The sequence below is a fragment of the Taibaiella soli genome, from assembly GCF_003236175.1.
GTDB lineage: Bacteria > Bacteroidota > Bacteroidia > Chitinophagales > Chitinophagaceae > QKTW01.
In genome coordinates, this window is sequence record NZ_QKTW01000011.1 from 22,410 (window position 1) to 45,887 (window position 23,478).

At 43.3% G+C, this 23,478-nt stretch carries 21 protein-coding genes; 15 read left to right on the forward strand and 6 right to left on the reverse strand.

Annotation, left to right across the window (positions count from 1 at the left end):
- Positions 1-79: 79 nt before the first annotated feature.
- The 4 genes from DN068_RS07220 to trmB all read right to left on the reverse strand — a co-directional run bounded on the left by DN068_RS07220 (position 80) and on the right by trmB (position 3,065).
- The gene (locus DN068_RS07220; RefSeq protein ID WP_165836308.1) at positions 80-1,741 is read right to left on the reverse strand and encodes a L,D-transpeptidase family protein; all 1,662 of its coding nucleotides are present in this window, start codon (positions 1,739-1,741) and stop codon (positions 80-82) included.
- A gap of 104 nt (positions 1,742-1,845) precedes the next feature.
- Positions 1,846-2,187, reverse strand: coding sequence for an MGMT family protein (locus DN068_RS07225; RefSeq protein WP_110998235.1), 342 nt, complete (start codon positions 2,185-2,187; stop codon positions 1,846-1,848).
- A complete protein-coding gene (locus DN068_RS07230; protein ID WP_110998236.1) occupies positions 2,180-2,380 on the reverse strand; it encodes a DUF5522 domain-containing protein in 201 nt (66 codons plus the stop codon). Before DN068_RS07230 ends, DN068_RS07225 begins: the two co-directional genes overlap by 8 nt.
- Positions 2,352-3,065, reverse strand: a complete 714-nt coding sequence (trmB, locus tag DN068_RS07235) for a tRNA (guanosine(46)-N7)-methyltransferase TrmB (RefSeq protein WP_110998237.1) — start codon at positions 3,063-3,065, stop codon at positions 2,352-2,354. Before trmB ends, DN068_RS07230 begins: the two co-directional genes overlap by 29 nt.
- Positions 3,066-3,257: 192 nt before the next feature.
- Between trmB and DN068_RS07240 the strand changes: the two genes are divergently transcribed.
- Positions 3,258-4,118 carry a choice-of-anchor V domain-containing protein gene (locus DN068_RS07240; protein ID WP_110998238.1) on the forward strand — a complete coding sequence of 287 codons (861 nt, stop codon included), beginning with the start codon at positions 3,258-3,260 and terminating at the stop codon, positions 4,116-4,118.
- A gap of 156 nt (positions 4,119-4,274) precedes the next feature.
- Here DN068_RS07240 and DN068_RS07245 read toward each other — a convergent pair whose 3' ends face one another.
- Positions 4,275-5,813, reverse strand: coding sequence for an acyl-CoA carboxylase subunit beta (locus DN068_RS07245; protein ID WP_110998239.1), 1,539 nt, complete (start codon positions 5,811-5,813; stop codon positions 4,275-4,277).
- Between the two features lie 185 nt (positions 5,814-5,998).
- Here DN068_RS07245 and DN068_RS07250 point away from each other — a divergent pair, with 185 nt between their 5' ends.
- From DN068_RS07250 to DN068_RS07305, 13 genes are all read left to right on the forward strand, one after another.
- A complete protein-coding gene (locus tag DN068_RS07250; RefSeq protein ID WP_110998240.1) occupies positions 5,999-6,475 on the forward strand; it encodes a TlpA disulfide reductase family protein in 477 nt (158 codons plus the stop codon).
- 40 nt (positions 6,476-6,515) lie between these two features.
- Positions 6,516-8,726, forward strand: coding sequence for an FUSC family protein (locus tag DN068_RS07255; protein ID WP_123985269.1), 2,211 nt, complete (start codon positions 6,516-6,518; stop codon positions 8,724-8,726).
- A gap of 144 nt (positions 8,727-8,870) precedes the next feature.
- The gene (locus DN068_RS07260) at positions 8,871-9,467 is read left to right on the forward strand and encodes an acyl carrier protein phosphodiesterase (protein WP_110998242.1); all 597 of its coding nucleotides are present in this window, start codon (positions 8,871-8,873) and stop codon (positions 9,465-9,467) included.
- 160 nt (positions 9,468-9,627) lie between these two features.
- On the forward strand, positions 9,628-10,701 hold the full coding sequence (locus tag DN068_RS07265; protein WP_165836309.1) for a serine hydrolase domain-containing protein: 1,074 nt from the start codon (positions 9,628-9,630) through the stop codon (positions 10,699-10,701).
- 430 nt (positions 10,702-11,131) lie between these two features.
- Positions 11,132-13,945, forward strand: a complete 2,814-nt coding sequence (locus tag DN068_RS07270) for a T9SS type A sorting domain-containing protein (protein ID WP_110998244.1) — start codon at positions 11,132-11,134, stop codon at positions 13,943-13,945.
- 225 nt (positions 13,946-14,170) lie between these two features.
- Positions 14,171-14,740, forward strand: a complete 570-nt coding sequence (locus DN068_RS07275) for a YqgE/AlgH family protein (protein ID WP_207798868.1) — start codon at positions 14,171-14,173, stop codon at positions 14,738-14,740.
- A 76-nt stretch (positions 14,741-14,816) separates the two neighbouring features.
- Complete coding sequence (locus DN068_RS07280) at positions 14,817-15,401, forward strand: hypothetical protein (protein ID WP_110998246.1); 585 nt, start codon at positions 14,817-14,819, stop codon at positions 15,399-15,401.
- A gap of 77 nt (positions 15,402-15,478) precedes the next feature.
- Positions 15,479-17,311 carry an excinuclease ABC subunit UvrC gene (uvrC, locus tag DN068_RS07285; RefSeq protein ID WP_110998247.1) on the forward strand — a complete coding sequence of 611 codons (1,833 nt, stop codon included), beginning with the start codon at positions 15,479-15,481 and terminating at the stop codon, positions 17,309-17,311.
- Positions 17,312-17,607: 296 nt separating this feature from the next.
- Positions 17,608-17,901 carry a hypothetical protein gene (locus DN068_RS07290; protein WP_243630145.1) on the forward strand — a complete coding sequence of 98 codons (294 nt, stop codon included), beginning with the start codon at positions 17,608-17,610 and terminating at the stop codon, positions 17,899-17,901.
- A gap of 108 nt (positions 17,902-18,009) precedes the next feature.
- Positions 18,010-19,491 carry an acetyl-CoA carboxylase biotin carboxylase subunit gene (gene accC, locus DN068_RS07295; RefSeq protein WP_110998249.1) on the forward strand — a complete coding sequence of 494 codons (1,482 nt, stop codon included), beginning with the start codon at positions 18,010-18,012 and terminating at the stop codon, positions 19,489-19,491.
- Between the two features lie 135 nt (positions 19,492-19,626).
- Complete coding sequence (locus tag DN068_RS21945) at positions 19,627-19,986, forward strand: hypothetical protein (protein WP_123985270.1); 360 nt, start codon at positions 19,627-19,629, stop codon at positions 19,984-19,986.
- A 134-nt stretch (positions 19,987-20,120) separates the two neighbouring features.
- Complete coding sequence (locus DN068_RS21950) at positions 20,121-20,420, forward strand: hypothetical protein (RefSeq protein WP_123985271.1); 300 nt, start codon at positions 20,121-20,123, stop codon at positions 20,418-20,420.
- 28 nt (positions 20,421-20,448) lie between these two features.
- Positions 20,449-20,778, forward strand: coding sequence for a hypothetical protein (locus DN068_RS07305; RefSeq protein ID WP_123985272.1), 330 nt, complete (start codon positions 20,449-20,451; stop codon positions 20,776-20,778).
- Between the two features lie 545 nt (positions 20,779-21,323).
- On the opposite strand, the gene DN068_RS07310 is transcribed toward DN068_RS07305, so the two are convergent.
- On the reverse strand, positions 21,324-21,866 hold the full coding sequence (locus tag DN068_RS07310) for a glutathione peroxidase (protein WP_243630146.1): 543 nt from the start codon (positions 21,864-21,866) through the stop codon (positions 21,324-21,326).
- Between the two features lie 119 nt (positions 21,867-21,985).
- Between DN068_RS07310 and DN068_RS07315 the strand changes: the two genes are divergently transcribed.
- Positions 21,986-23,449 (forward strand): Ig-like domain-containing protein, encoded by a 1,464-nt coding sequence (locus tag DN068_RS07315; RefSeq protein ID WP_110998252.1) that lies wholly within the window; start codon positions 21,986-21,988, stop codon positions 23,447-23,449.
- The last annotated feature ends 29 nt before the right edge of the window (positions 23,450-23,478 follow it).

The following is a 23,478-nucleotide window of genomic DNA, read 5'->3' on the forward strand; positions in this document are numbered from 1 at the left end:
ATACTTTTTGCTGTGATATTTTCCTCAAGAAACGAAAAGTACTTTCCGTTACCATCAAAAACCGAAGATCAGCGATAACCTATTGCATTAACGAAAGCAACTTCGCGTCTCTTCCGTAAACATCCCGGAGGAAACGTATTTGTTTTCCGGTGCTGTCTTCAAAGGCTGTCAGATAGACAATATGTACGGGAATTTTGTTTTTCAGAATTTCGTAGCGCGTTTTATGCGTCTGTACAAGCGTGTCAATGTATGGCTGTCCAAAGCGGTTACGTCCTTCCAGCTCTGTAAGAATATACTCAGCAAGTTCACGCGGTTTCTGCAATCGGATACAACCCGAGCTTTTAGCACGACTATAATTTGGAAAGTCTTCTTTATGCGGTGTATCGTGCAAATAAATATCCCACTGATTCGGAAGATTAAACTTAATTACACCCAGCGAATTATCATCACCAGGCGGCTGTTTGTAGATAAAACGTTTGTAGTTAGCTTCAGTAATACTACCTGCGTCTACCGCATTGCCATTATGGTCGTAGGCACGCAAGCCTTTTTTTGACAAGTAAGCAGCGCCGCTTTTCGTCAGGCCAGGTAACACATCTTTTTTAAGAATCGTTGGCGGCACACCCCAGGACGGATTAAACACAATATTGACCATGCGCGCATTCAATACCGGTGTTTGTCTTTCGGGCTTACCTACTACAACACGCATCCGAAACGCATCGAAATTATCTTTGCGCAACATAAATTCCATCATCGGAATATTTACGAGCACATATTCATCCTCCAATTTTTTCGGCAACCAACGCAAACGTTCCATATTCGCTTCGATCATTTTGATCGTTTCGTCAGGCTGGCGCGAAAGAACAGCAACCGTTATACTGTCTTTTTTCCCCGTCATGCGGAGCCCGTTATAATATTGGTAGTTCTGCAAAATTTGCCTGGAGCGGCTCACAGTATCATTTCCAGGATCATATGTATCACCAATTTCTTTTTCGGCAATAAAGGCTACCACACTATCTTTCGGAACAGTACCCATGTTTTCCTTAACAGCCATGTACGCCGAATCCTTACTTAACTCGCGATAGCGATGCAATGTTTGCTGCAATAAAGCATAAGTTGGAATCTCACTGCGAAACTCTTTCAAACCTGGATAATCGTCACTTTCACCAAGCTTCGAAAGCATCAGCTTTGGCGCACTCCATACAGAATCATTGACGTGATACCAAAGCGAGTCTGCTTTTTTTAAAGGAACACTACCGATCAGTAAATCGCGGGAAGCCTGTAAATAAGCACGAGTACAGGTTGTGTCAAAATTCACAACAGCACTCAGTTCCGCAGATTTCTGTCCCTTTAATGCATCCAATTGTTTGCGGAGATCTGAAACATGATATTTTTCCGGATCCAAACCATCATCACCGAGTTGTGCTAATTCGTCAATCAACTTGCCTGCTGCATCCGTAACACCTTTTTCCTTTACCCAAAATGGGGAAAATTCGTTTCTTGTATACGCGTATCGCAATGCTTGCTGTACGGAAAGTATTTTTGTTTTAAGGTATACGCTGTCTGTCGTATCCAAAGCCGGGACTTTGGCCTGCAGCGCTTTCGCAAATTCGTCCTGATTAAACAGGCCGTTTTCGAATAAACCTACTCGGTCTTCTTTTTTGCCGGCCTTTTGCGGCCCGCTTTCGTTACATGAAAAACAAAAAAGCAAAACTGGTAGTAAAAAGAGATGTTTTGTTTTCAAAGTGTGTGTTATATTCTTTTTTCCGATGGCTAACATATCTAACTTTCGTCTTTAATTCCTATTAAGGTAGAACAAAAACCGTTCCATTTTCATTTTTTCAATATCTACATCGACAGCTCCACAGCCGGGTCCCAAAAACGTGTTTTAAAATCTGCGACTTTATCGTCTTTAACCGTTACACCTTCCTTTTCAAGCAATTCCTGCATTTTGGAAGGCGGGTTAAAATGATGTTTACCTGTAAGCAGGCCAATCCGGTTTACAACCCGGTGTGCCGGTACTTTGGGTTTGGCACTGCCGGCAGAAAACATAGCATAGCCAACCACGCGCGCACCCGATTTCGCACCAATAGCGGCAGCGATCGCTCCGTAGGAGGTCACCCTGCCCTTAGGTATTTTACGAACGATCTGGTAAATAAGTTCGTAAAGGTCTTCCTTATTTTCAGCCATTAGATTCTTTTTTGCTACGTAAAGCTAACAAATGAGAACGTTTCGGCTCTTTTACATTAATGTAATCAAAAGGACAATGCAGGCATCCGTTACCACAGCAATACCCGCGGTCACGGTGATATTTTTCCGTAAGTACCATCAATCCCTGCTCGTTGAAATAGAAATCAACGTGCTCCAGGAGGTGTTTGCTCATGTATTATCTGTTTTAGCGTTTCATCCTTTTCCAGCGGCAGGTCTTTATTCAGACGGAACTCGAGGTAATGGATACGATTACTCTGCGCGATATCCAAGCCTTCATAATGGGTTTTAATTTTCAATTCGGGATGCACCTCCGTTTTTGCAAAGACATTATCGTCATCCTGCAATAATTCAAGGTCGTAAAGTTCAATTACCGTTTTTGTGAAATTGTATAGATCGGGGCTGTCTGTTTTGAGATGCACGATACCATCATTTACCAGAAATTGTTGGTATAGGCGAAGAAAGCGCGGATGTGTCAGTCGCTTTTTTATGCGGGAAATACGCAGCTGTGGATCAGGAAACGTAATCCAGATTTCTTTTACCTCATCTTTTTTGAAGTAATCAGTCACCTTGTCTATCTGCGAACGGACAAACGCAATGTTGTTCATCCCTTCCTGTAAAGCTGTTTTAGCGCCCTTCCAGATTCTGTTTCCCTTTACATCGATTCCGATAAAATTTCGCTCCGGATACATTCTACCCAGTCCTACAGCATATTCACCCTTTCCACAGGCAAGCTCCAACGTAATTGGATGCTCGTTTTTAAAGAATTCATGCCACTGTCCCTGCATATTTTCAGGATACTGCAACACGTTAGGAAAAGTTTTTATCTCCGCAAATCGGATCAATTTTTTCTGGCCCATAATTCCGGCAAAGATAGCTTGAATGCCAGGCTAATAAAAGCGACCCTTTTTTTCGAAAAAAAATAATATAGATGTACCAACCTTGATCTTCAAACTATTGTCTTTTATGGCAATCCTTTTTACTCTAATAATTAATTAGCTATACTTTTTTTTGATTAATTATTAATATTTTCATCATTCACTCAGCCTTTTATGTGCAAAAAATTTATTCTCTTTTCTGCATTTGCCGGAATGGCAATTGTAACATTGTCGAGCTACCAAAATGGGCCATACCAGGGCGGTAATCTCAACAGAACCGGTAGTGCCGGTTCTTCAGCCAATTGCAGTGGTGGTTGCCATGGCTCAAACACCGCCAGTACAATCGTTAACATTACGCTGAGCAGTAATGGACAAACTGTAACCAGCTATACGCCGGGCCAGACCTACACCGTTACCATCACAGGCTCCAACGCCAACAACCTGCCGTATTTCGGGTTCCAGGCATCTTGCGTAAAAAATAGCAGTACATCTACTCAGGCGGGCAGCTTTGCCGCCAGCGGCACTAATCCTGCAGTGCGCAACGCCAGTGGAAGTCTCCAATTGGTGGAACACAACTCCCCAATCGCAGGTACAGCTGCAGGTAGCGGCTATTCTTACAGCACCAGCTTCTCCTGGACGGCTCCAGCTGCTGGTACAGGTTCTGTAAAATTCTTCGTAACGCTGAATGCAGTAAACCACGACGGTACCACAAACGGCGATCAGCCAAACGCAAATACGGCGCTTATCAGCGAAGCGACTACAGGCGTGAGCGAAGCAACCAAAGATGTTGCGTTGAACATATTCCCGAATCCAGCGCAGAATGATATCAACATTCATGCAGACAATGTAACGCCAGGTACTTATTCACTGACTGTTTTTGACCTCACCGGCAAAAAACTGGAAAGCAAAAACGTTATAGCAAATGGCTCAGAACTGGAAACAAGCGTTTCTGTCGGCGGATGGGCTGCAGGCTTGTATCATATTCAGCTCTCGAAAGATGGCATGAAAAAAGTGATTCCTTTCGTGAAAAACTAAAAGTTGCCCGGCAGCACTATGCCATTGTGTACGCCTTTGCGACATTTCATTCTGCCAAGCATAATAAAAATCCCGGCTATATGGCCGGGATTTTTATTTCTACATTCTTACAAGCAAAAGCAACTTTACAATTTCATCGCCTTTGCAACCCATCAATTACAATGGAATATTGCCATGTTTGCGTTTCGGCATGTTCACGACTTTATTCTCCAGCATTTTGAATGCACGGATGAGTTTTTCACGTGTTTGTTCCGGAAGAATTACTTCATCAATAAAACCGCGGGCAGCCGCTCCATAAGGATTAGCGAATTTTTCCATGTACTCCATTTCCTTTTCTTTCCATTTTGCATCATGATCTGCAGCTTCGGCGATTTCTTTTTTGAAGATAATTTCCGCTGCGCCTTTTGCACCCATTACTGCGATTTCTGCTGTTGGCCATGCATAGTTCAGATCTGCACCGATATGTTTTGAATTCATTACATCATAAGCACCGCCATAAGCTTTACGAGTGATTACCGTAATTTTTGGAACAGTAGCCTCGCTTAATGCATACAACAATTTAGCACCATTAGTAATGATGCCGTTCCACTCCTGATCAGTTCCCGGCAAGAAACCTGGCACGTCGACCAACACAAGCAATGGAATATTAAATGCATCACAAAAACGGGTAAAACGAGCACCTTTTTTGCTGGAATTGATGTCCAAAACACCTGCGAGCGCAGCTGGCTGATTGGCTACGATACCAATACTGCGGCCAGCAATACGTGCAAAACCTACTACTATATTTTCTGCGTAATTTTTATGTACTTCCAGAAATGAATCAGCATCCACCAGTTCTTCAATCACTTCTTTCATATCATACGGCTGGTTCGGATTTTCCGGGATCAGCGTATTGAGTTTGGCCCGCAATTCATTGCCCATTTCGTATGGATAAACCGGAGCATCCTCTTCACAATTTTGAGGAATATAGCTCAGCAGGGATTTCAGATACTCAATACATTCTACTTCATTGGCACAAGCAAAATGCGTAACGCCAGATTTGGAGGCATGTGTTTGTGCACCACCCAGCTCTTCGCTGGTTACCGTTTCATGCGTCACCGTTTTCACTACGTTCGGACCGGTTACAAACATGTAAGAGGTATTTTCCACCATCATGATAAAATCAGTGATGGCAGGAGAATAAACAGCGCCGCCGGCACATGGGCCCATAATCGCAGACAGCTGCGGAATCACACCGGATGCTTTTACATTGCGGTGGAAAATATCAGCATAACCGCCCAGAGAAACCACACCTTCCTGGATACGCGCACCACCACTATCATTCAGACCAATTACCGGAGCTCCGTTCTGAATTGCCAGATCCATAATCTTGCAGATTTTTTCTGCATGCGTTTCAGAAAGACTTCCGCCGAAGACTGTGAAATCCTGTGAAAAAACGTATACCAGACGACCGTGGATCGTTCCATAACCAGTTACTACGCCATCGCCGAGGTACACTTCTTTCTCCATACCGAAATCACGGCTGCGATGTGTTACCAGCATACCCACTTCTTCAAATGAGCCTTCATCCAGCAATAACTGCAGGCGTTCGCGCGCTGTGAGTTTACCTTTTTTATGTTGAGACTCTATTCTTTTTTCACCGCCGCCTTTTAATGCTTCTGCGGATTTCTGCTTCAGTAAGGCTACTTTGTCCATAATTTCCTTTGAAAAATAACGGGGCAAACCTAAGCGTTTTCGCTGATTGATGCTGTATTATTTACAGAATGTGACAAAAAACAAAATGCAGACCACCCCTGTTTTCAGCACCGTCATAAATATAATGGCTTACTATTTCTTCAATCAGCAGATAGACAATAACTTTATTATTCAGAACACTATTTATGAAGCTATTCCAAACAATTATTCTGCTTTTTGTCGCCAGCGCGGCCGTGAAAGCACAAAGTTACCAAAGCACAAACGCAGATCAGCTGATGTCGAGGGTTTCAGGTAAAGACACTACTTATATCGTTAATTTCTGGGCCACCTGGTGCGGCCCCTGTGTAAAAGAATTATCTGTTTTTGATACGCTGCAGCAAAATTTTAAAGGCAAACCCGTGAAAGTACTGCTCATCAGTTTTGACTTCCGCGAGGATTACCAGAAAAAACTGGCAGCTTACGTTGCGAAGAAAAAACCAAAACCAGAAATCATGTGGTTTAGCGACACTAATGCCGATGAGTTTATCCCTAAAATAGACGAGCGTTGGGGCGGCGCATTGCCCGGCACACTGGTGATTCACAAAGATCGTAAATGGTTTCACGAAGGCACCGTTACGGTATCTGATGTAACAGCAGCCGTTCAGGAAATGAGTACACCCTAGCATTTTGTAACTCAGGATTTAAATTTAAACCGATCTTTTTTTGAACTACTTAAAATCATATAAACGACTCAACCAATTCATCCAAAACGAAACTTTTGAGCCCACGCTCAACTGGGGACTCCGTATGGCCGTTGCCTCGGTGGCACCCGTAATATGGGGTGTTGCTACAGGTCATATGGATATAGCAGAGTGGATTACCCTGACTGCTGAAGGCATTTGCTGGGTAGAACTCCGCGGTGGCGCTGGTTTGCGCATGCGCGTACTCGTTGGTGGCACTTTGCTGACTTTCTTCTTTGCACTATTAGGCAGCATTACGGGCACCAGCATCTGGCTTAGCATGGTGTGCATGCTCTTTGTCGGCTTTCTTTCCAGCCTGTTCAAAAACCTGGGAGATCGCGGCAGCGGCCTTGCCATCTGTGCTTATGTGATGTTTATCATCTGTAATGCCTACCCTGTAAAAACGCTGCATTCATTGGAGATGCGCTCACTATACATTCTTATTGGCGGCGTGTGGACAATATTGGTAGGACTGGCAGCATCCGCTTTTGTACCCGAACAAGAACCTTACCGGCGGTCTATTGCCATGATCTTAAAATCGATCGCTTCACTGATAGATACGGTATCAAAAGGCTGGGACGGAAATGGCGTGCGGAGCGGATTAAGGGAAATTTACACGAAAGAAAAGGATGTGCGCGCCAGCATAGACAGCTCTATACATTTCTTTGAATCGATGGCCTACCAGGTAACACACGACAAAGGAAAAGAATACAACCTGGCGCATACACGGAAAGCGACTTCACTGATTGCAGCGCACGTTATTGCCATCAGTGAAGAATTGGATTCCATTAAACTACCCGCAATCACTAATGCAACACGACTCAAACTCTACGCGCTGCACAAAGCATTACAACAAACGGTAGAACGTCTTGCGGAATATGTTTTGTCGCTGAAACCCGAAGAGGAACTATTGTTGAATTCAAGAATTGAGCGGTTACGTAAAATCATCAAGCTGCTTAATGACCATTTATTTGAAGAAGACGCGAGTAATCGTACTACCATTTTCAGGGTGATCCAACTCACAGAGCGAAGCATTAAATTGGTAGAAAGTTGCGTCAACAATATGAAACAACTCGGCGAAGAACAACCGATTTACCGTTCTTATTCGCTGATAAAGACACTCTACATTTTACATCCAAAACATCTGCTGCACAATATCCGTATCCTGTTCGACATGAACACGAACACAGCGAGGTATGCGCTGCGCACAGCGCTGGCGGCTACGTTGGCCATGTTTATTTTTAAATGGTTTAATATTGACCATGGCTATTGGCTTCCGTTTACAGTGATTATTATTATTCAGCCTTATTTCGGCGCCACCTTCACAAAAGCGATTGATCGCACACTCGGAACTGTATTAGGCGGTATTGCTGGCGGATTACTCCTGCGTCTTCCAACAGCGCTCCACGTGAAGGAAATTTTCATGTTTATCTGTGCAGTACTAATGGTTTATTACCTCCGGAAAAAATATTCTGTAGCCGCATTTTTTATTACGGTTTCACTCGTACTACTATTCGCAGTAGAATCAGAATTAAGCTGGACCATTCTTTTCTCCCGACTTTTCTGCACCATTACAGGTGCTCTACTTGGTATCGTTGCAGGATTTGCGCTTTTACCTACCTGGGATAAAAAATATTTGCCGCGCTACCTCGCTGAATCGATCTATCACAACTATGAATATTTCAAAGTGACATTCTTTCCGGACGAACAGCAAACTGCATTGCCGTGGACAAAATACAAGCGACTGGCAGAAACCGGCAACAGCAATGCTTTTGACTCCTTTAACCGCTTTTTGCAAGAACCATCAGGGAGGAAAAAATCGTTTAGTCTTTTCTTTCAACTGATCACCTATAACGTGCGGCTGACCCGCGAACTAAACAGTATTCACCTGGAAATTGAAAACAACACTGCCGGCAACACAGCAAAAGAACCAGACGCTGAGCAACAAGCATTGATCAATGAATGTCTGTATTGGTTCAATAAGTCGGTGATTATGTTGCAAAAAATTAACCCAGCCCAGGAAACTACCATGCTGGCCGTTGGAGAAATTCTGCATTCGCCGTTTGTGTTGACACAACATCAATATAACTACCTGAACAAAATGTTGATCGATCTAAAATCGATGCATCAGGATTTGCAGGAATTGATATTGACGGTTGACACAATTATGGAGAGTTCTACTGTGCCGGCATAAATCGCTACGCAAAAGAGTTTCTGGTGTTAATTTACTAATAATCAGAAAAATGGGCAGTTGACAATATTTCAAAAACAGCTGTCCATAACACTTTAAGCATTTTTCCAATTATTGTTTACCTCTGTTTTTAGTTACTTTGCGACGATGAATTACCTCGGCCATGCCTTTCTTTCCTTCGGAGATGCGGAGATACTTACCGGAAATATGATCGGTGATCATGTGAAAGGAAAACTCGCGCTCGAAAAATTTCCAGAGGGCATCCGGAAAGGATTAATGCTTCATCGCAAAATCGACAGCATTACGGATGTTCATCCTGCGATACAGAGAGCCAAAGTATGGTTCCGACAAGATTATGGTCTTTATTCGGGCGCTATTTTAGATAGTCTGATGGATCATTTTCTAGCCAACGACCCGCAGTTTTTCCCTTCCTCACATGATTTACTCCAGTTTTCGGAAAAGACTTACAACCAATTGGAGACCCAACAAGCATATTTTCCGGAAACGTTCAAGCAATATTTTCCATATATGCGCGAGCATAACTGGCTGTATAATTACCGAACGCTCCAGGGTATGCAACGTTCGTTAAACGGCCTGGCACGTCGGGCTGCACATATTCCTCCCATCGAAAACGCTTACAAAACCTTTATCGGCCACTATTATCAGCTGGCACAATGTTATTACGAGTTTATCGACGACATCGTGAAAGCTGTTAAAATTGAGTTAAACCCCAATTCGCTCTAAACGTCAATTTTTATATTGCAATTCACAGAAAAATATCATGCGGAGGATCAGCATTTATATATATATCAGCACAATCATTTTCTCAATATATCTCATTTCATGCCAATGCAGTAATGCCAAACAACCGGCTGTTCTCCACGAGAAACCCGGGGTAAACCAAATGGGCAGTATCAAGCTAAGTTATGCTGATACAACTACGGCGGAATGGCAGGATATGATTCATAAACTGGATTCTTATTATGCCACACAAACACGTGCAGGATTTAACGGCAGTGTATTGGTGGGTTATCAGGGTAAAATCCTTTACGAACGTTATTTCGGTTTCGGCAACCGCGAGCAAGGTATGCGTCTGGATGCCACGTGTCCGGTACAATTAGCTAGTGTATCGAAAACGTTTACCGGAGCGGCGGTTCTGTTTCTGTACCAGCATAAATATCTGGATATAAATGAAAAAGTGCAGCAATACCTGAAAGATTTTCCGTACCCGAACATTACGGTAAAAATGTTGCTATGTCACCGTTCCGGATTACCTGATTATACGCATTGGGTGCCTTCATATGTAAAGGATACCAAAACGCCGATCTACAACGAAACAATGCTGAAGTTAATGGCGCAATACAAACCTGGGCTGGAATTCAAACCAGACAGTCGTTTTAAATACAGCAATACCAACTACGCAACGCTTGCGCTGGTAATCGAAGCTGTGACCAGCATGAAGTACAAAGACTTTATGAAGCGCTACATCTTTGATCCACTGGGTATGCAGCATACTTTTGTTTTCGACCCGGCAGATAAAGCACCAGAAAACACAACTGTGAGCTATAAATACAATTGGGTTCGCGAACCAATCATGTTTGCAGATGGCGTGTATGGCGATAAAGGTATTTATAGTACCGTAGAAGATATGTATCGTTGGGATCAATCATTTTACCAAAACAGATTGCTTAGCAATGAAACGCTCGAACTCGCTTACGGCCCGTGCTCTTTTGAAAAACCAGGCATCAAAAATTACGGCCTCGGCTGGCGCATGCTCTGCTACCCTGATGGTTATAAAATCATTTATCATAACGGCTGGTGGCATGGCAACAACACGTCTTTCTACCGTTTTGTAAAAGATAACTTCACGATTATCGTTCTGGGTAATAAGTTTACCAATAGCATCTACCATCAAGCGCCAGTGATATACAGTATCGTAAAAAATAAACAAACCGCCGACTTTGATGAAGGCGAATAATTTTTCTAAACAGATAAAGAGACTGCCAATGGCAGTCTCTTTTTTTATGTAGCACTTCAGTACCTTTTTGAGGCGTCGCTCTATTCAGAGACGACGCCTTTTTATTTCCGGTCATTCAAATGAAAGAATAGCTTGTTTCACCAAAGAGACACATTATATATACTGCAAATAAGTATACCCTTCCGAAAAAATTTTTGAGTTTTTTTTGAATTTTTTCTCATTTCTAAAAATCTGCATTCCTACTCCTAACAATTTGAAACATAATTGAAAACACCTTTAATGGCGGCATTCCAAACGTCGCTATAAATTCCCGTTAACTAAAAATTTACAAAAAGTGGCATCCCATTTGGAATACAGCTAGGCAGTTTAAAAAATCAATAAAAACGTATACAAAAAACAGCCACCACATCAACAAAAAACTACCAAAACAATGAAAAAACATTTCATTTTACTTTCAGCGTTTAGCGTATTGGCCATGATTAAATCATATGGTCAGTGCCCAGCTAGTCCGTCTGTAACAGTACAGGGCCAAACAGCAGCGAGCTGTCCTTCAAACGGCTCCGTTACATTGGGAGGCAACGGTATCGGCAATGCCAGCGTACTTTACAGAGTGATCACCGCGCCTAATAATTCTTACATAGGCACCACGCAGCAAGGCACAAACCCGACATTCAGCAATCTGGAGCCGGGCAATTACCAAATTGAAATGAGCTGTACAGCTGGAAGTCTTTTAAAAGATACTGCGACATTTACCATAGCCGACAATTATACGGCACCTGCGGCTGATCTGACTAGTACTTCAGGTTGTACCGGTGGTTCCAAACAGCTTACGCTAACACTGTCTAATATTCAGGGTAGTTCTGCTCCACTGCAATATGCATTTTATCCGACTAACGATCCAAATATTGCGGATAACCTGCTCACTTATGGCAGCAGTACAACCCAAAATTTCACCACTTTCGGCAATTTCATTGTTCGTATTAAGGATGCTTGCGGCAACTATATAACCAAGACAATAAACGTTGCAGCGCCGCCAACTTATGCAGCGCAATATATATTCAGCAGCTATAACAGCTGTACTGAGATTACAGCCCAATTGCAGCTTGTGGATCCATTAACATACAATGAGATCATGAACACCCCTAACGATGGCATTACTGTTAACGTGTACAAGGAAGCTACGCCGGGCTCATGTACTAAGGGCTCGTTGTATTCAACAAAAACATTTCCCGGAAACACACCTACTTCCGGCCTGACATACACAACACCGGCCGCACCAAACTTTATTGTAGAGGCTGTAAACTCCTGTGGAGATGCTGTTGCGAGATGCGTTAACGGAAGCAGCCTGAATCCCAGTACAGAATGGACAATGGTCAACGCATCCTGTGGCATTCCTGCAACCTCGATAACGCTTCAACATAGCGTTGATGTTCGTTTTAACGGTGCAGTCAATTATTGTGCCTATAAAAACAATACACAATTATTTTGTACAACAGACGCAAACGATCCCCGATTCAAAAACATTCAATCAGCTGCGGGCGATAACTTCTATATTGTAGCTAACGACCCGTGTGGCCGTGTTGACACTTCAGATATTTTCTCTACACCAACAGCTGCAGCAACAGTAGCTGTAGATCACGGATGGGCTTCATGCATTGATGGCCGGGTAAGCTCTTATCTGAATATCTACAACATTCCACAGGCCGATAAAGCAACACTGGTTATTACTGCGGGTCCTTGCTGCGTAGGAACAACAATAGCAAGTAATTTCTCTAATGGTCACGGGTATGCTAACGATCTGCTTCCAGGAACTTATACAGTAAAAATCACTTATCCTGGCGGCGAATGCTCGGATATTCCTAATTTCTCATTGGTTGTTTTACCTACAGACAATTCAATTCAGCTTAACGCTACTGTAGCTCAGGTTTGTGGCGGCGGTGCATCTATTACGGCTACTGTTAAGCCTTCAAATGATATAACTAGTGGCTGGGGCAGCCATGCTGACATTTTCAATCTTATCAACTCGTCAAACACAATTGTTGTCAGTAATAATACGGGTGTATTTAACAACGTGACTCCAGGAACATATACCGTAAAAGCAACCTCTACATTCTCAGGTTGTACCCCAAATAAAATTGGCACATCTCAGACTACGACAACGATAGTAAGCGCGGGCTCTGCACCTGTAATCAACAAAAAATACGGTGTCGTTTGTGAAAATGGTTCGGGAACACTTCAGAATAATGGTTCTGCATTGTTTGATCTTGCAGGTTTTGGTCCTTATGATATTTATTATAACACTACAAATTCACAACCGACCAATCCTCAAATGTCAAATCAAAGCAACCCAATAGCAATTACAGGACTCAATGCCAATCAAACTTATTATTTCTGGTTTATGGATGCGTGTGGTAACCAGTCATCCACTCAGTTAGGCATTCTGCCAATTGGAAAAATCTGGGCAGAACAAGCAAACCAACCATGTACAGGTGCTCCATACCAACTCTCATTACCGGAGTATCCAGGTGCCACTTATTCATGGAAAGATCAAAATGGAAATGTTATCAGCAGCGGCAGAGTAGAAGACTTTGGTACTTACCAGGCTTCTGATAACGGACAATATACAGGTACTATGACTTTGGCAAACGGTTGTGTAGCGCGAACAGCAGTTATCGACCTGAACAGCGCACTTTGTGGCACACCGCTCCCATTAAAACTCTTGAGTTTTGACGCGGAAAAAGCTGGTACTTCTAATAACGTGAGCTGGACAACCGCTGAGGAAAAAAATGTGGGTCACTTCGAAATCGAACGCAGCGCAGATGGTGCTAACTGGAATACCATTGGAATTATAAGCGTTGACGCGCACGAAACAGTGACACATTCTTATTCTTACCAAGATCAACAACCAATTGCAGGCACCAATTTCTACCGACTGAAAATTGTGGATCAGGATCAACGTTTTCAATACAGCCAGGTAGTTGTGATCAGACAGAATGCATCCGGTGTGGCAAGTCTACACATTTACCCGAACCCGGCTCACGCAATTGCAACAATTGAATTGCCGGCAGACGCTACAGGAAGTGAATTGAGTGTATACAATGCAGTAGGTGTACAAATCTATAAGCAATCTGTTACAGGTCAGCAAACGACAATCTCAACAGAAAATTATGCACCAGCCGTTTATTATATCGTTATCACCAAAGATGGCAAGACCCTTTACCGTGAAAAACTGACGAAAATCTAATATTGTGCGGTTCTCTTTTCGATTTGTTTGATGTCAAATGGCGGCCTTCATTGGTCGCCATTTTGTCTTTCTACCTAAATAAAAATGACAGCCGACCGATTCGCGGAACAATTTTTTTGAGACTGCTTCTACATGAATTCCCAGGCCAAAATCCTGTGAAAACAATAACACATATTTTTTGTTATTATGTTTTATTTCTATTATCTTTAAATTGCTATGGACTTCTTGAATCCCATAAAACAAAATGATCCTGTGCTGGCAACCGGTAAGCTGTTGATTGCGGAACCGTTCCTGCACGACACCAATTTTGCCCGTTCGGTAGTTTTGCTTTCTGAGCATACTGAGCAGGGAACAGTGGGCTTCATTCTCAATCGCCCCACTACTCTGTCATTAGAAGATCTACTTCCCGAACTGAGCAATACCAATCTTAATATTTACCAGGGAGGCCCGGTACAAATGGACACGTTACATATGCTCCATCGCTTGCCCGAGCTAATCGGTGGTCATGAAATTTCACCTGGTATTTATTGGGGTGGTTCTTATGATGCCCTAACTGACGCCGTGAAGCATAACCTCTGCGATCCTGCCGACTTGCGGCTGTTTATTGGATATGCGGGGTGGAACGAGGGTCAGCTCGAAAAAGAATTAAAAGACGGATCCTGGTTGGTCACCGATGGCAATCCGAATATATTGTTCGATACCGCCATTGAAGAAACCTGGAAAAAAGCCATTTTCAGCCTGGGCAAAGACTTTTCCTATCTCGCCAATATGCCGATCAATCCGTTATTGAACTAGCAATAACGACCATTTATTTTCCCGGCAGGTAATGTATCTTTATACATTATTAATCTTTCAGAGCATCTAGTATAAAATGCGCTTATTTCAAAGCATCGCAATTCTGTTTTTTACTGTTTTAACCCTGGCTTCCTGCGGCGGCGAATATGCCAGCAGCACAGGAAAAGGCCTTGATTCTGCCGGCACCTATTATTCCGTTAATATATTTGCACGTGATCAGTGGGAGATGTATTACGGCCAGCCTTATATGTTGGAGAAAGTCGCGGTATTGAACGGACAGAAAGATTCATCTCTTGTAGCAATTGAAAATATGGACTGGGGTGCAATCCTCAAGATTTTTTCGGCAACGGATATTAGTAACAAAAAATATTTAGGCCAGTACGATTTTTCTATGTTTGACAATAATCTGGCTGCATCAAAAGTATTTTACTACCAGGCGAAGGATCCCAAACTATTTACACAGGTGTTGGAGATTAACGTAGATCCATTCAACAGCAGGATTCGCAGCATTTATATCGAAACGGCAAAACATTCTTTCTGGAACGATAAAATACAAAAGCTGTATTACGCCCCATTGAAAACATTGCAAATACAGGAAACTGAAAAACCATTTATGGGTGACAAAAAAGAACTGAAGGTCACTTATAAATTTATGGTTTAGCAGCAGCGTTATAAGTTTTAGGTTATAAGTTGTAACTCTTAAGTTTTACGTTGTAAAACATTATTAGGAAGAAGCGCATGACACGTGAAGAATTTAATACAATTTCGGCATCAATCCCGCATCAGCCGGGATGTTATAAATATTACGACGAGCACAGCGAAATCCTTTATGTTGGTAAGGCAAAAGACCTGCGTAAACGAGTAGGTTCTTACTTCAACAAAACACAGGATAATTTTAAAACCCGCAAACTCGTATCGCTGATACATCATATTGAGTTTACGGTAACCGACAGCGAACATGATGCATTCCTGCTCGAAAACTCCCTGATCAAGCATTACCAGCCGAAATACAATATTGAGCTTAAGGACGATAAAACGTATCCATACATCGTCATCAAAAAAGAAAGTTTTCCTCGCGTATTTTTCACCCGCCGGCTCATCAAAGACGGCTCGGAATATCTGGGTCCATTTACCGGCGTAGGCAGGGTTCGTGAATTACTGGAGCTGGTAAAACAGAACATCCCATTGCGGACCTGCAACCTCAATCTTTCGCCGCAAAACATTGCCCGCGGTAAATTTAAAGTATGCCTGGAATATCATCTGGGCAACTGTAAAGGCCCTTGTGAAGGTTTGCAAAGTGCTGAAGATTACGCCCAAAATCTACAACAGGTAAAGCATATCATGAAAGGCAATATCGGCGAGGTACTCAAATACCTGAAAGCCGAAATGACGCAGCTCGCTTCTGAAATGAAATACGAAAGAGCCGCTGTAATCAAAAGCAAAATTGATACGTTACAAAACTACCAGAGCCGTTCATCGGTGGTAAATCCGCATCTCGGAAACATAGATGTAGTAAGCCTTGTAGAAGGTGGCGCCGATGTTGCGTTCGTAAATTACATGATGGTCAACGGCGGCAGTATCATCTATGCGAAAACAGTGCAGGTAGAGAAAAAGCTGGAAGAGGATGACAGTGATGTCTTGTCGCTGGCGCTGGCAAGACTGCGTGAAACTTTTCAGAGCAATACCCGCGAGGTGGTGGCACCTTTTGAAATAGAAGTGGCCGAAGACAATCTTCAGGTGACTATTCCCAAAGCAGGCGATAAAAAGAAACTGCTGGATCTGAGCATTAAAAATGGTGAGATTTTCCGCGATGAACTGCGGAAGAAAAATACTTTACTGCTTGGCAAAACAGCTAAAGAAAATCCGACACAGGTATTAGAAGAATTGCAGGACGCATTGCAATTGCCTGATCTTCCTACGCACATTGAGTGCTTTGATAACTCCAATTTCCAGGGCGCCTATCCGGTTTCCGCGATGGTTTGCTTTTTGAATGGCATTCCTGCGAAGAATGAATACCGCCATTTTCACGTAAAAACAGTAGAAGGCATCAATGACTTTGCGACAATGTCAGAAGTAGTATTCCGCCGGTACAAACGATTGATGGAAGAGAAAAAGCCGTTGCCACAGCTGGTCATTATCGATGGTGGTAAAGGCCAATTGGGTGCAGCGCTGGAGAGCATCGAAAAACTGGGGCTCACGGGGCGTATGACTTTGGTAGGTCTGGCAAAACGTGAAGAATCCATTTTCTTCCCGGGCGACAGCGAGCCACTACAGCTGCCCTATGACAGTCCTGCGCATCTGCTGGTACGCCGGATTCGCGATGAGGTACACCGTTTTGGTATTACTTTCCACCGGCAAATACGCAGCAAAGGCACGTTTAAAAATGAATTGGAAGGGATTCCCGGTATCGGAGAAAAAACAGCGACCGATCTGCTGAAAATGTTCCGTTCGGTGGCTAAAATAAAGCAACTGACCCAACGCGAAATCGCAAAAGCAGTCGGCACATCCAAAGCTAGGCTCATCTGGGAACATTTCCATGCCAATGATCCCGACGCGCCAATCGCGGAATAGATTGTGAAATGTGAAACTGTAACATTCATGCCTTCGCAACTAAGCATTTTTACAACTTTGCACCCTCTAGAAAAAGTGACTAAAATCACCTATTTAAAACGGCCACAGTAGCGAGTTTTCTAACGGTACAATCGCCAAATAAAAGTAACTTTGCGACTCACATTCTTCATCTTGCTATGTCAGATGTAAAACCACCGGCGCTGCTGCCTAGTATATTCAAAATGCGATGTCCTAACTGTCGTAAAGGACATATGTTTACCCACAAAAGCATATTTCCGCTGAGTCATATGTTAGATATGCCAGAACGTTGCGAAGTTTGCGGCCAGAAAATGGAACTGGAAGTGGGCTTTTATTATGGAACCGGATATGTTAGTTATGGCCTTTCCGTAGCCTTGCTGGGCGCGGTTTTCGTAGCCTACTGGATCATTTTCGGACTTTCATATAAAGATTATAGTATTTTTTACGCACTCGGTGCTGCCATAGCAATTGTACTTTTATTACAGCCCTGGTTGATGCGAATCTCCCGCGTGTTATATCTTTATGGCTTCGTGAAGTATGGGAAAGGTAGCCGGATGGTATCGGAGGAATAATTTCAAATGTGTCAAATGTAGATAATGTGAGTAGTGTGCCGCACTCAAGCACATTCAACATATTCATCACATTCCAAACACATTGACTCAGTAAAAACAAAAGCAGATATGCAAAAAATATTAGTTGCCAACCGCGGTGAAATTGCAGTCCGCGTAATGCGCACAGCCCGTGAAATGGGTATAAAATCAGTAGCGGTGTTTTCGGAAGCGGACCGCAATATGCCATTCGTGCGTTATGCTGATGAGGCTTATTGTATTGGTCCGGCGCCGTCTTCACAGTCTTATCTCCGTGCAGATAAAATCATCGAGGTTGCTAAAAAATGCGGTGCTGACGCAATCCATCCGGGTTATGGCTTTCTGAGTGAAAACGCCAGTTTCTCGAAAGCGGTTTCTGATGCAGGTCTTATTTTCATCGGACCATCTGCCCACTCTATCGAAATAATGGGTAGCAAAATTTCAGCAAAGCAAGCAGCGAAGAAATTCAATGTCCCAATGGTTCCTGGCACAGAGGATCCAATCCAAAATCTTGCTGAAGCTACAGAAATCGGTGCACGTGTAGGTTACCCAATCCTGATCAAAGCTTCTGCCGGCGGCGGTGGTAAAGGTATGCGCGTGGTAAATAACGAGTCTGAACTGGAAGAACAGATGCGCACAGCAAAAAGCGAAGCGCTGAATGCATTTGGCAACGACGATGTTTTCATTGAAAAATATGTAGGTGCACCTCGCCACATCGAAATACAGATCATGGGCGACCAGCACGGTAATTATGTATACCTGTTCGAGCGTGAATGTTCTATTCAGCGCCGTCACCAAAAACTGATCGAGGAAGCGCCATCCAGCTGTCTGACACCAGCCATCCGTAAAGCGATGGGCGAATGTGCGGTAGCAGTAGCGAAAGCTTGTAACTATTACGGTGCCGGTACGGTAGAATTCCTGGTAGATGAAACATTAAACTTCTACTTCCTGGAAATGAATACACGCCTGCAGGTGGAACACTGTGTAACTGAAATGATCACCGGCATTGATCTGGTAAAAGAGCAAATTCAGGTAGCACGTGGCCATAAATTATCTTTCACACAAGAAGAACTGCGCATTAATGGTCATGCCATTGAAGTGCGTGTTTGTGCGGAAGACCCAATGAACAACTTCCTGCCGGATACCGGTAAACTGGAAATCTATCAGCCGCCGAAAGGACCGGGCGTACGTGTAGATGACGGTTATGAAGAAGGTATGGATATTCCGATCTTCTACGATCCGATGATCGCTAAAATGATTGCATATGCTGCAACACGTGATGAAGCAATTGATCGCTTGTGCCGTGCTATTGATGAATATTATGTGCGTGGTATCGAAACAACATTAGGTTTCTGTAAATGGGCGGTGCAAACAGAGCCATTCCGCAGCGGCAACTTTGATACCAAATTCATCGAGAAATATTACAAACCAGAATACTTGTTGCAGGAAAATGCAGTTGCTGAAGAAGTAGCAGCATTATTTGGCGCCTATATCTGGGAAAAAGAAAGGAAACAAAATTCCCCAACTTCCACAGCTTCAACAAGTCGTGGTAGCTGGAAACTTCGCCGGAAATAAATTTGCCACACATAATTTTTTAAAACAGAACGCTTAGCGGCGTTCTGTTTTTTTTAACACTTAGTGGTTGGGGTTGGTAAGGTATTTGTATTCCCCATAGGTGAAAGGATCAATCACTGATTAAAAATTATAGTTATGAAAAGCAAAAACTGGATCGTACTTGGTGCCTTATTACTTGCAGGATTATGTTTTAATAGTATTTCATCAGAGGCGCAAGTAAGAGTAACAGCCATTCTGCCGGCTCCGCCATTACCACCGTTGCCGCCTCCCCCACCCGTACCGGTTGTGGTAGCGCCTGCGCCTGTATATTATGACCAACCGGTCTATTATGCGCGGCCAAGAGGTCACTACCATTATGATCACAGAAGACCACGCGGTTATTATTATCGCGCTACTTATACGCGTCCTTGCCGTAGCAATTACTACCATGGGCGTGGCGAATGGCACAGTAATGGCCATCGCGATAACGGCCATCATTACGGCCACAGACACTAAGTTTCTATAAAGGCCGGTCACTACCCGGCCTTTGTGATTCTTTATTGTTCACTTAAAATTATCTGTTATGAAATTGATTAAATCTTTGCTTATCGCAGCTTTTGTGCTGACTTTTAGCATAAGTCAGCCTTCATATGGATACGCTTACTGGCATCATCACCATTATTATTATCAACACCCACCACACCCGCCATATCCACCTCATCCGCATCCTCATCCTTACCCACCTCATCCGCCGGTGCCACCGCACCCGCCGTTACCTCCTGGCCCACCAATACCGCCGCCTCATCCACCATTACCGCCGCACCCACCAGTGCCGCCCCATCCGCCGCTCCCACCGCATCCTTAGCGGAAATGACGAGATAATGATGTTTGTATTTTTTTTAACAGTCGCCAATGCAAATTTGGCATCGTTGTTGCGGTACACTAAGTAACAGTGTACAAAAACACACAACCAAGAATATGAAAAGAACAATCATTATCGCAGTCTTCGCCGTTATTGGTTTGGTAACAACTATGGCAACCGAAACACAAGCTCACCCTCACGGCTGTCGCGGAGGCTTTTTCGCACCACGCCCGAGAGTGGTAGTTAGTTACAACAGTGGTTACGGTTATGGAGGTGGTTACGGCTATGCCGCGCCGATGCCGGTTCCGGTTCCAGCTCCGGTTTATTACGGTGGCGGTTACTACAATCACTACCACAATGGTTACGGCAGAGGCTATAACCGCGGTTATAACAACGGCTACAATAATGGATACAATCGCGGTGGTGGCTATGGCTACCGCCGATAGACACAAAAAATAAAAATTGGGTAAAACGCAGAGATCCGGACTAGTAATAGTCCGGATTTTTTGTTTGAGGCATCAAAGACGCGAAGTGCAGCGTTCCAGATTCAATCTGGATAGATTTTTCAGACACGGGTGATCCTTCAGAACACCCGCGCCAGCATGTCCTTTCTTTTGCCTTGAAGCAAAAGAAACAAAAATTCAAGGCTGAAGGAAACTACGGCTAAGTGCAGCGTTCCAGATTCAATCTGGATAGATTTTTCAGACACGGGTGACCCTTCGGAACACCCGCGCCAGCATGTCTTACATTTCATTTTTTAACGCCGTAGTTTCCTCACGCCGGATGTGTTACGGAAACCAATTTTACTTAAAAATTCAGGGCTGCTTAATAATGAGCAAACCGATGAAATGTGCGACGCAACTTGGTTTAACCGGAGTAATGCAGCTCGTAACAAAAAAGATCAAAATTTGAAGTTTTGCCGGGAGCACGGCGACGCCACGGCACAACACATGTGCACTCAACTGACCACATACGCTTTTGACTTCAAAAATTATTTCTCAATTGCGCTGATCACATCTGGATCAGAAGGTTTGGTGGCAGATGAAAAAATTGCAACCAGCTCCCCTTTTTCGTTGATGAGATATTTCTGGAAATTCCATTTTACGGAACTGCTCTTGTAATGATTGTAATCTTTATTAGTGAGCCATTGATAAACGGGTGCCATATCACGACCTTTTACCGAAATTTTTGCTGCCATCGGAAAACTCACACCATAATTTTTTTCGCAGAAAGAATTGATTTCGTCGTTAGATCCTGGCTCTTGCCAAAGGAAATTATTAGACGGGAAACCAACAATCACCAATTTGTCTTTGTATTTCTCGTAGAGCGCTTCCAGATCTTTGTATTGCGGCGTAAAACCACATTTGGATGCGGTATTTACGATCAGTATTTTTTTCCCTTTAAACTGCGAAAAATCGATTGTATTTCCGGTAAGACCGGCCACTTTAAAATCATAGATGGAAGTCGGAACATCACCTTTTGGCGCTGGCGCAAAGAAGAGAAATTTAAAGAATAACATCATGCTCAGCATCATAATACATAGATTTTTCGTGGATAAACGCCGGAAATAATGTTCCGCAACACAAACCTAAGGATATTTGACATACAACAGAATTGCCTCCGTTACCCGAGAAGTGTTATTTTTGGTCGCAAATGACGGCATCCCTTACTCGATTATTTTTATTTTCCCTGATAATATGCCTTGTTGCAGGCTGTGCCAACATCGTTCCACCAACAGGTGGGAAGAAGGACGTGACACCGCCCAAACTCGTGGAAATTACACCAGCAGATTCTCAGCGCCACCAAAAAGTGAGCAAAATAGTGATGCGGTTTGATGAATACGTTACTGTTTCCGATATCAGTACTCAGGTTCATATTTCTCCGCTGATTGATGTACCGCTGAAAGTGGTGGGTGCATACAAACATGTGACAGTCTCCATTCCGGATTCACTGCTGGAAGAAAATACCACGTACCGCATTTCATTCGGCAATGCTATTAAAGATCTGCACGAAGGCAATCCTTTTGCCAATTATGTGTATTCATTTACTACCGGCGATTATTTCGACTCGCTGAAAATTCGCGGTAAAGTTTTCGATGCCTCTACTGGTCTCCCCGACTCGTCTGCCACTATTATGCTATATCTGGCCAGTACAAATGACAGCGCCATAGCAAGAAAAAAACCGATGTATGTAAATAAGGTAAACGGTGACGGCAGTTTTGAAATCAGTGGTCTTCCTGAAAAAAGCTTTCGTATTTATGCCGTGCGTGATAAAAACGGTAACCTGATTTATGATGGTATCAGCCAGGGCGAATGGGTCGGTTTTGCCAATGCCCCTGTGACACCGCAGGCAGATTCTGTAAAAAGTATTGAACTGCGCACCTTTCCAGAAGGAAAAGATACAACTAAAGCCGCGCAGCCTGGCGGCTTAGCACGAAAGAGTGTTGAAAGAGCTAAAGAAGAAAATAAGACCAAGGAAGGCTTTAGTTATATCGTGGCAGTCGATACAAATGATGTACGCAAACGAACTGCTGAGATCACGAAACCGATCACTGTAACATTCAACAAAGCGCCTGAAAGTATTTTGCATGAAAAGATCTTCCTTTCTTATGACAGTTCTGGTGTAGCAGTAGAATCACCGACGACGGTTGATTTTGATACCGCGACGCATAAAATCATGCAGATCCATACTAACTGGAAAGAAAACTCGGTATACACACTGCGCCTGATTAAAGGTTTTGCCAAAGACAGTGCAGGTGCTGATGTCATGCCTTCTAAGTATGTATTCCGCTCTAAAAGAGATGATGATTATGGTATACTGGATATTCACCTGCCAACGAAGTACTATGGCAATGGCTATGTACTGCAAGTAATGTTTAACGCAAAGGATACGATTTATCAGAAGCCGGTATTGGATACGATGGTTCATTTACCGCGCCTGACACCTGGTACATACACATTCTCCGTGATTGTTGACTCAAACAAAAATGGTATATGGGACAGCGGTGATCTTTTCGGCAAAAAACAACCGGAACTGGTCATTCCATATAACAGCAATGTAACCTTGAAACCGGGCTGGCAGAACATTATCGATTTTGACGAGAAAAAACGGAAATAACGACCACAACTAAACATTTTTCAAATAAA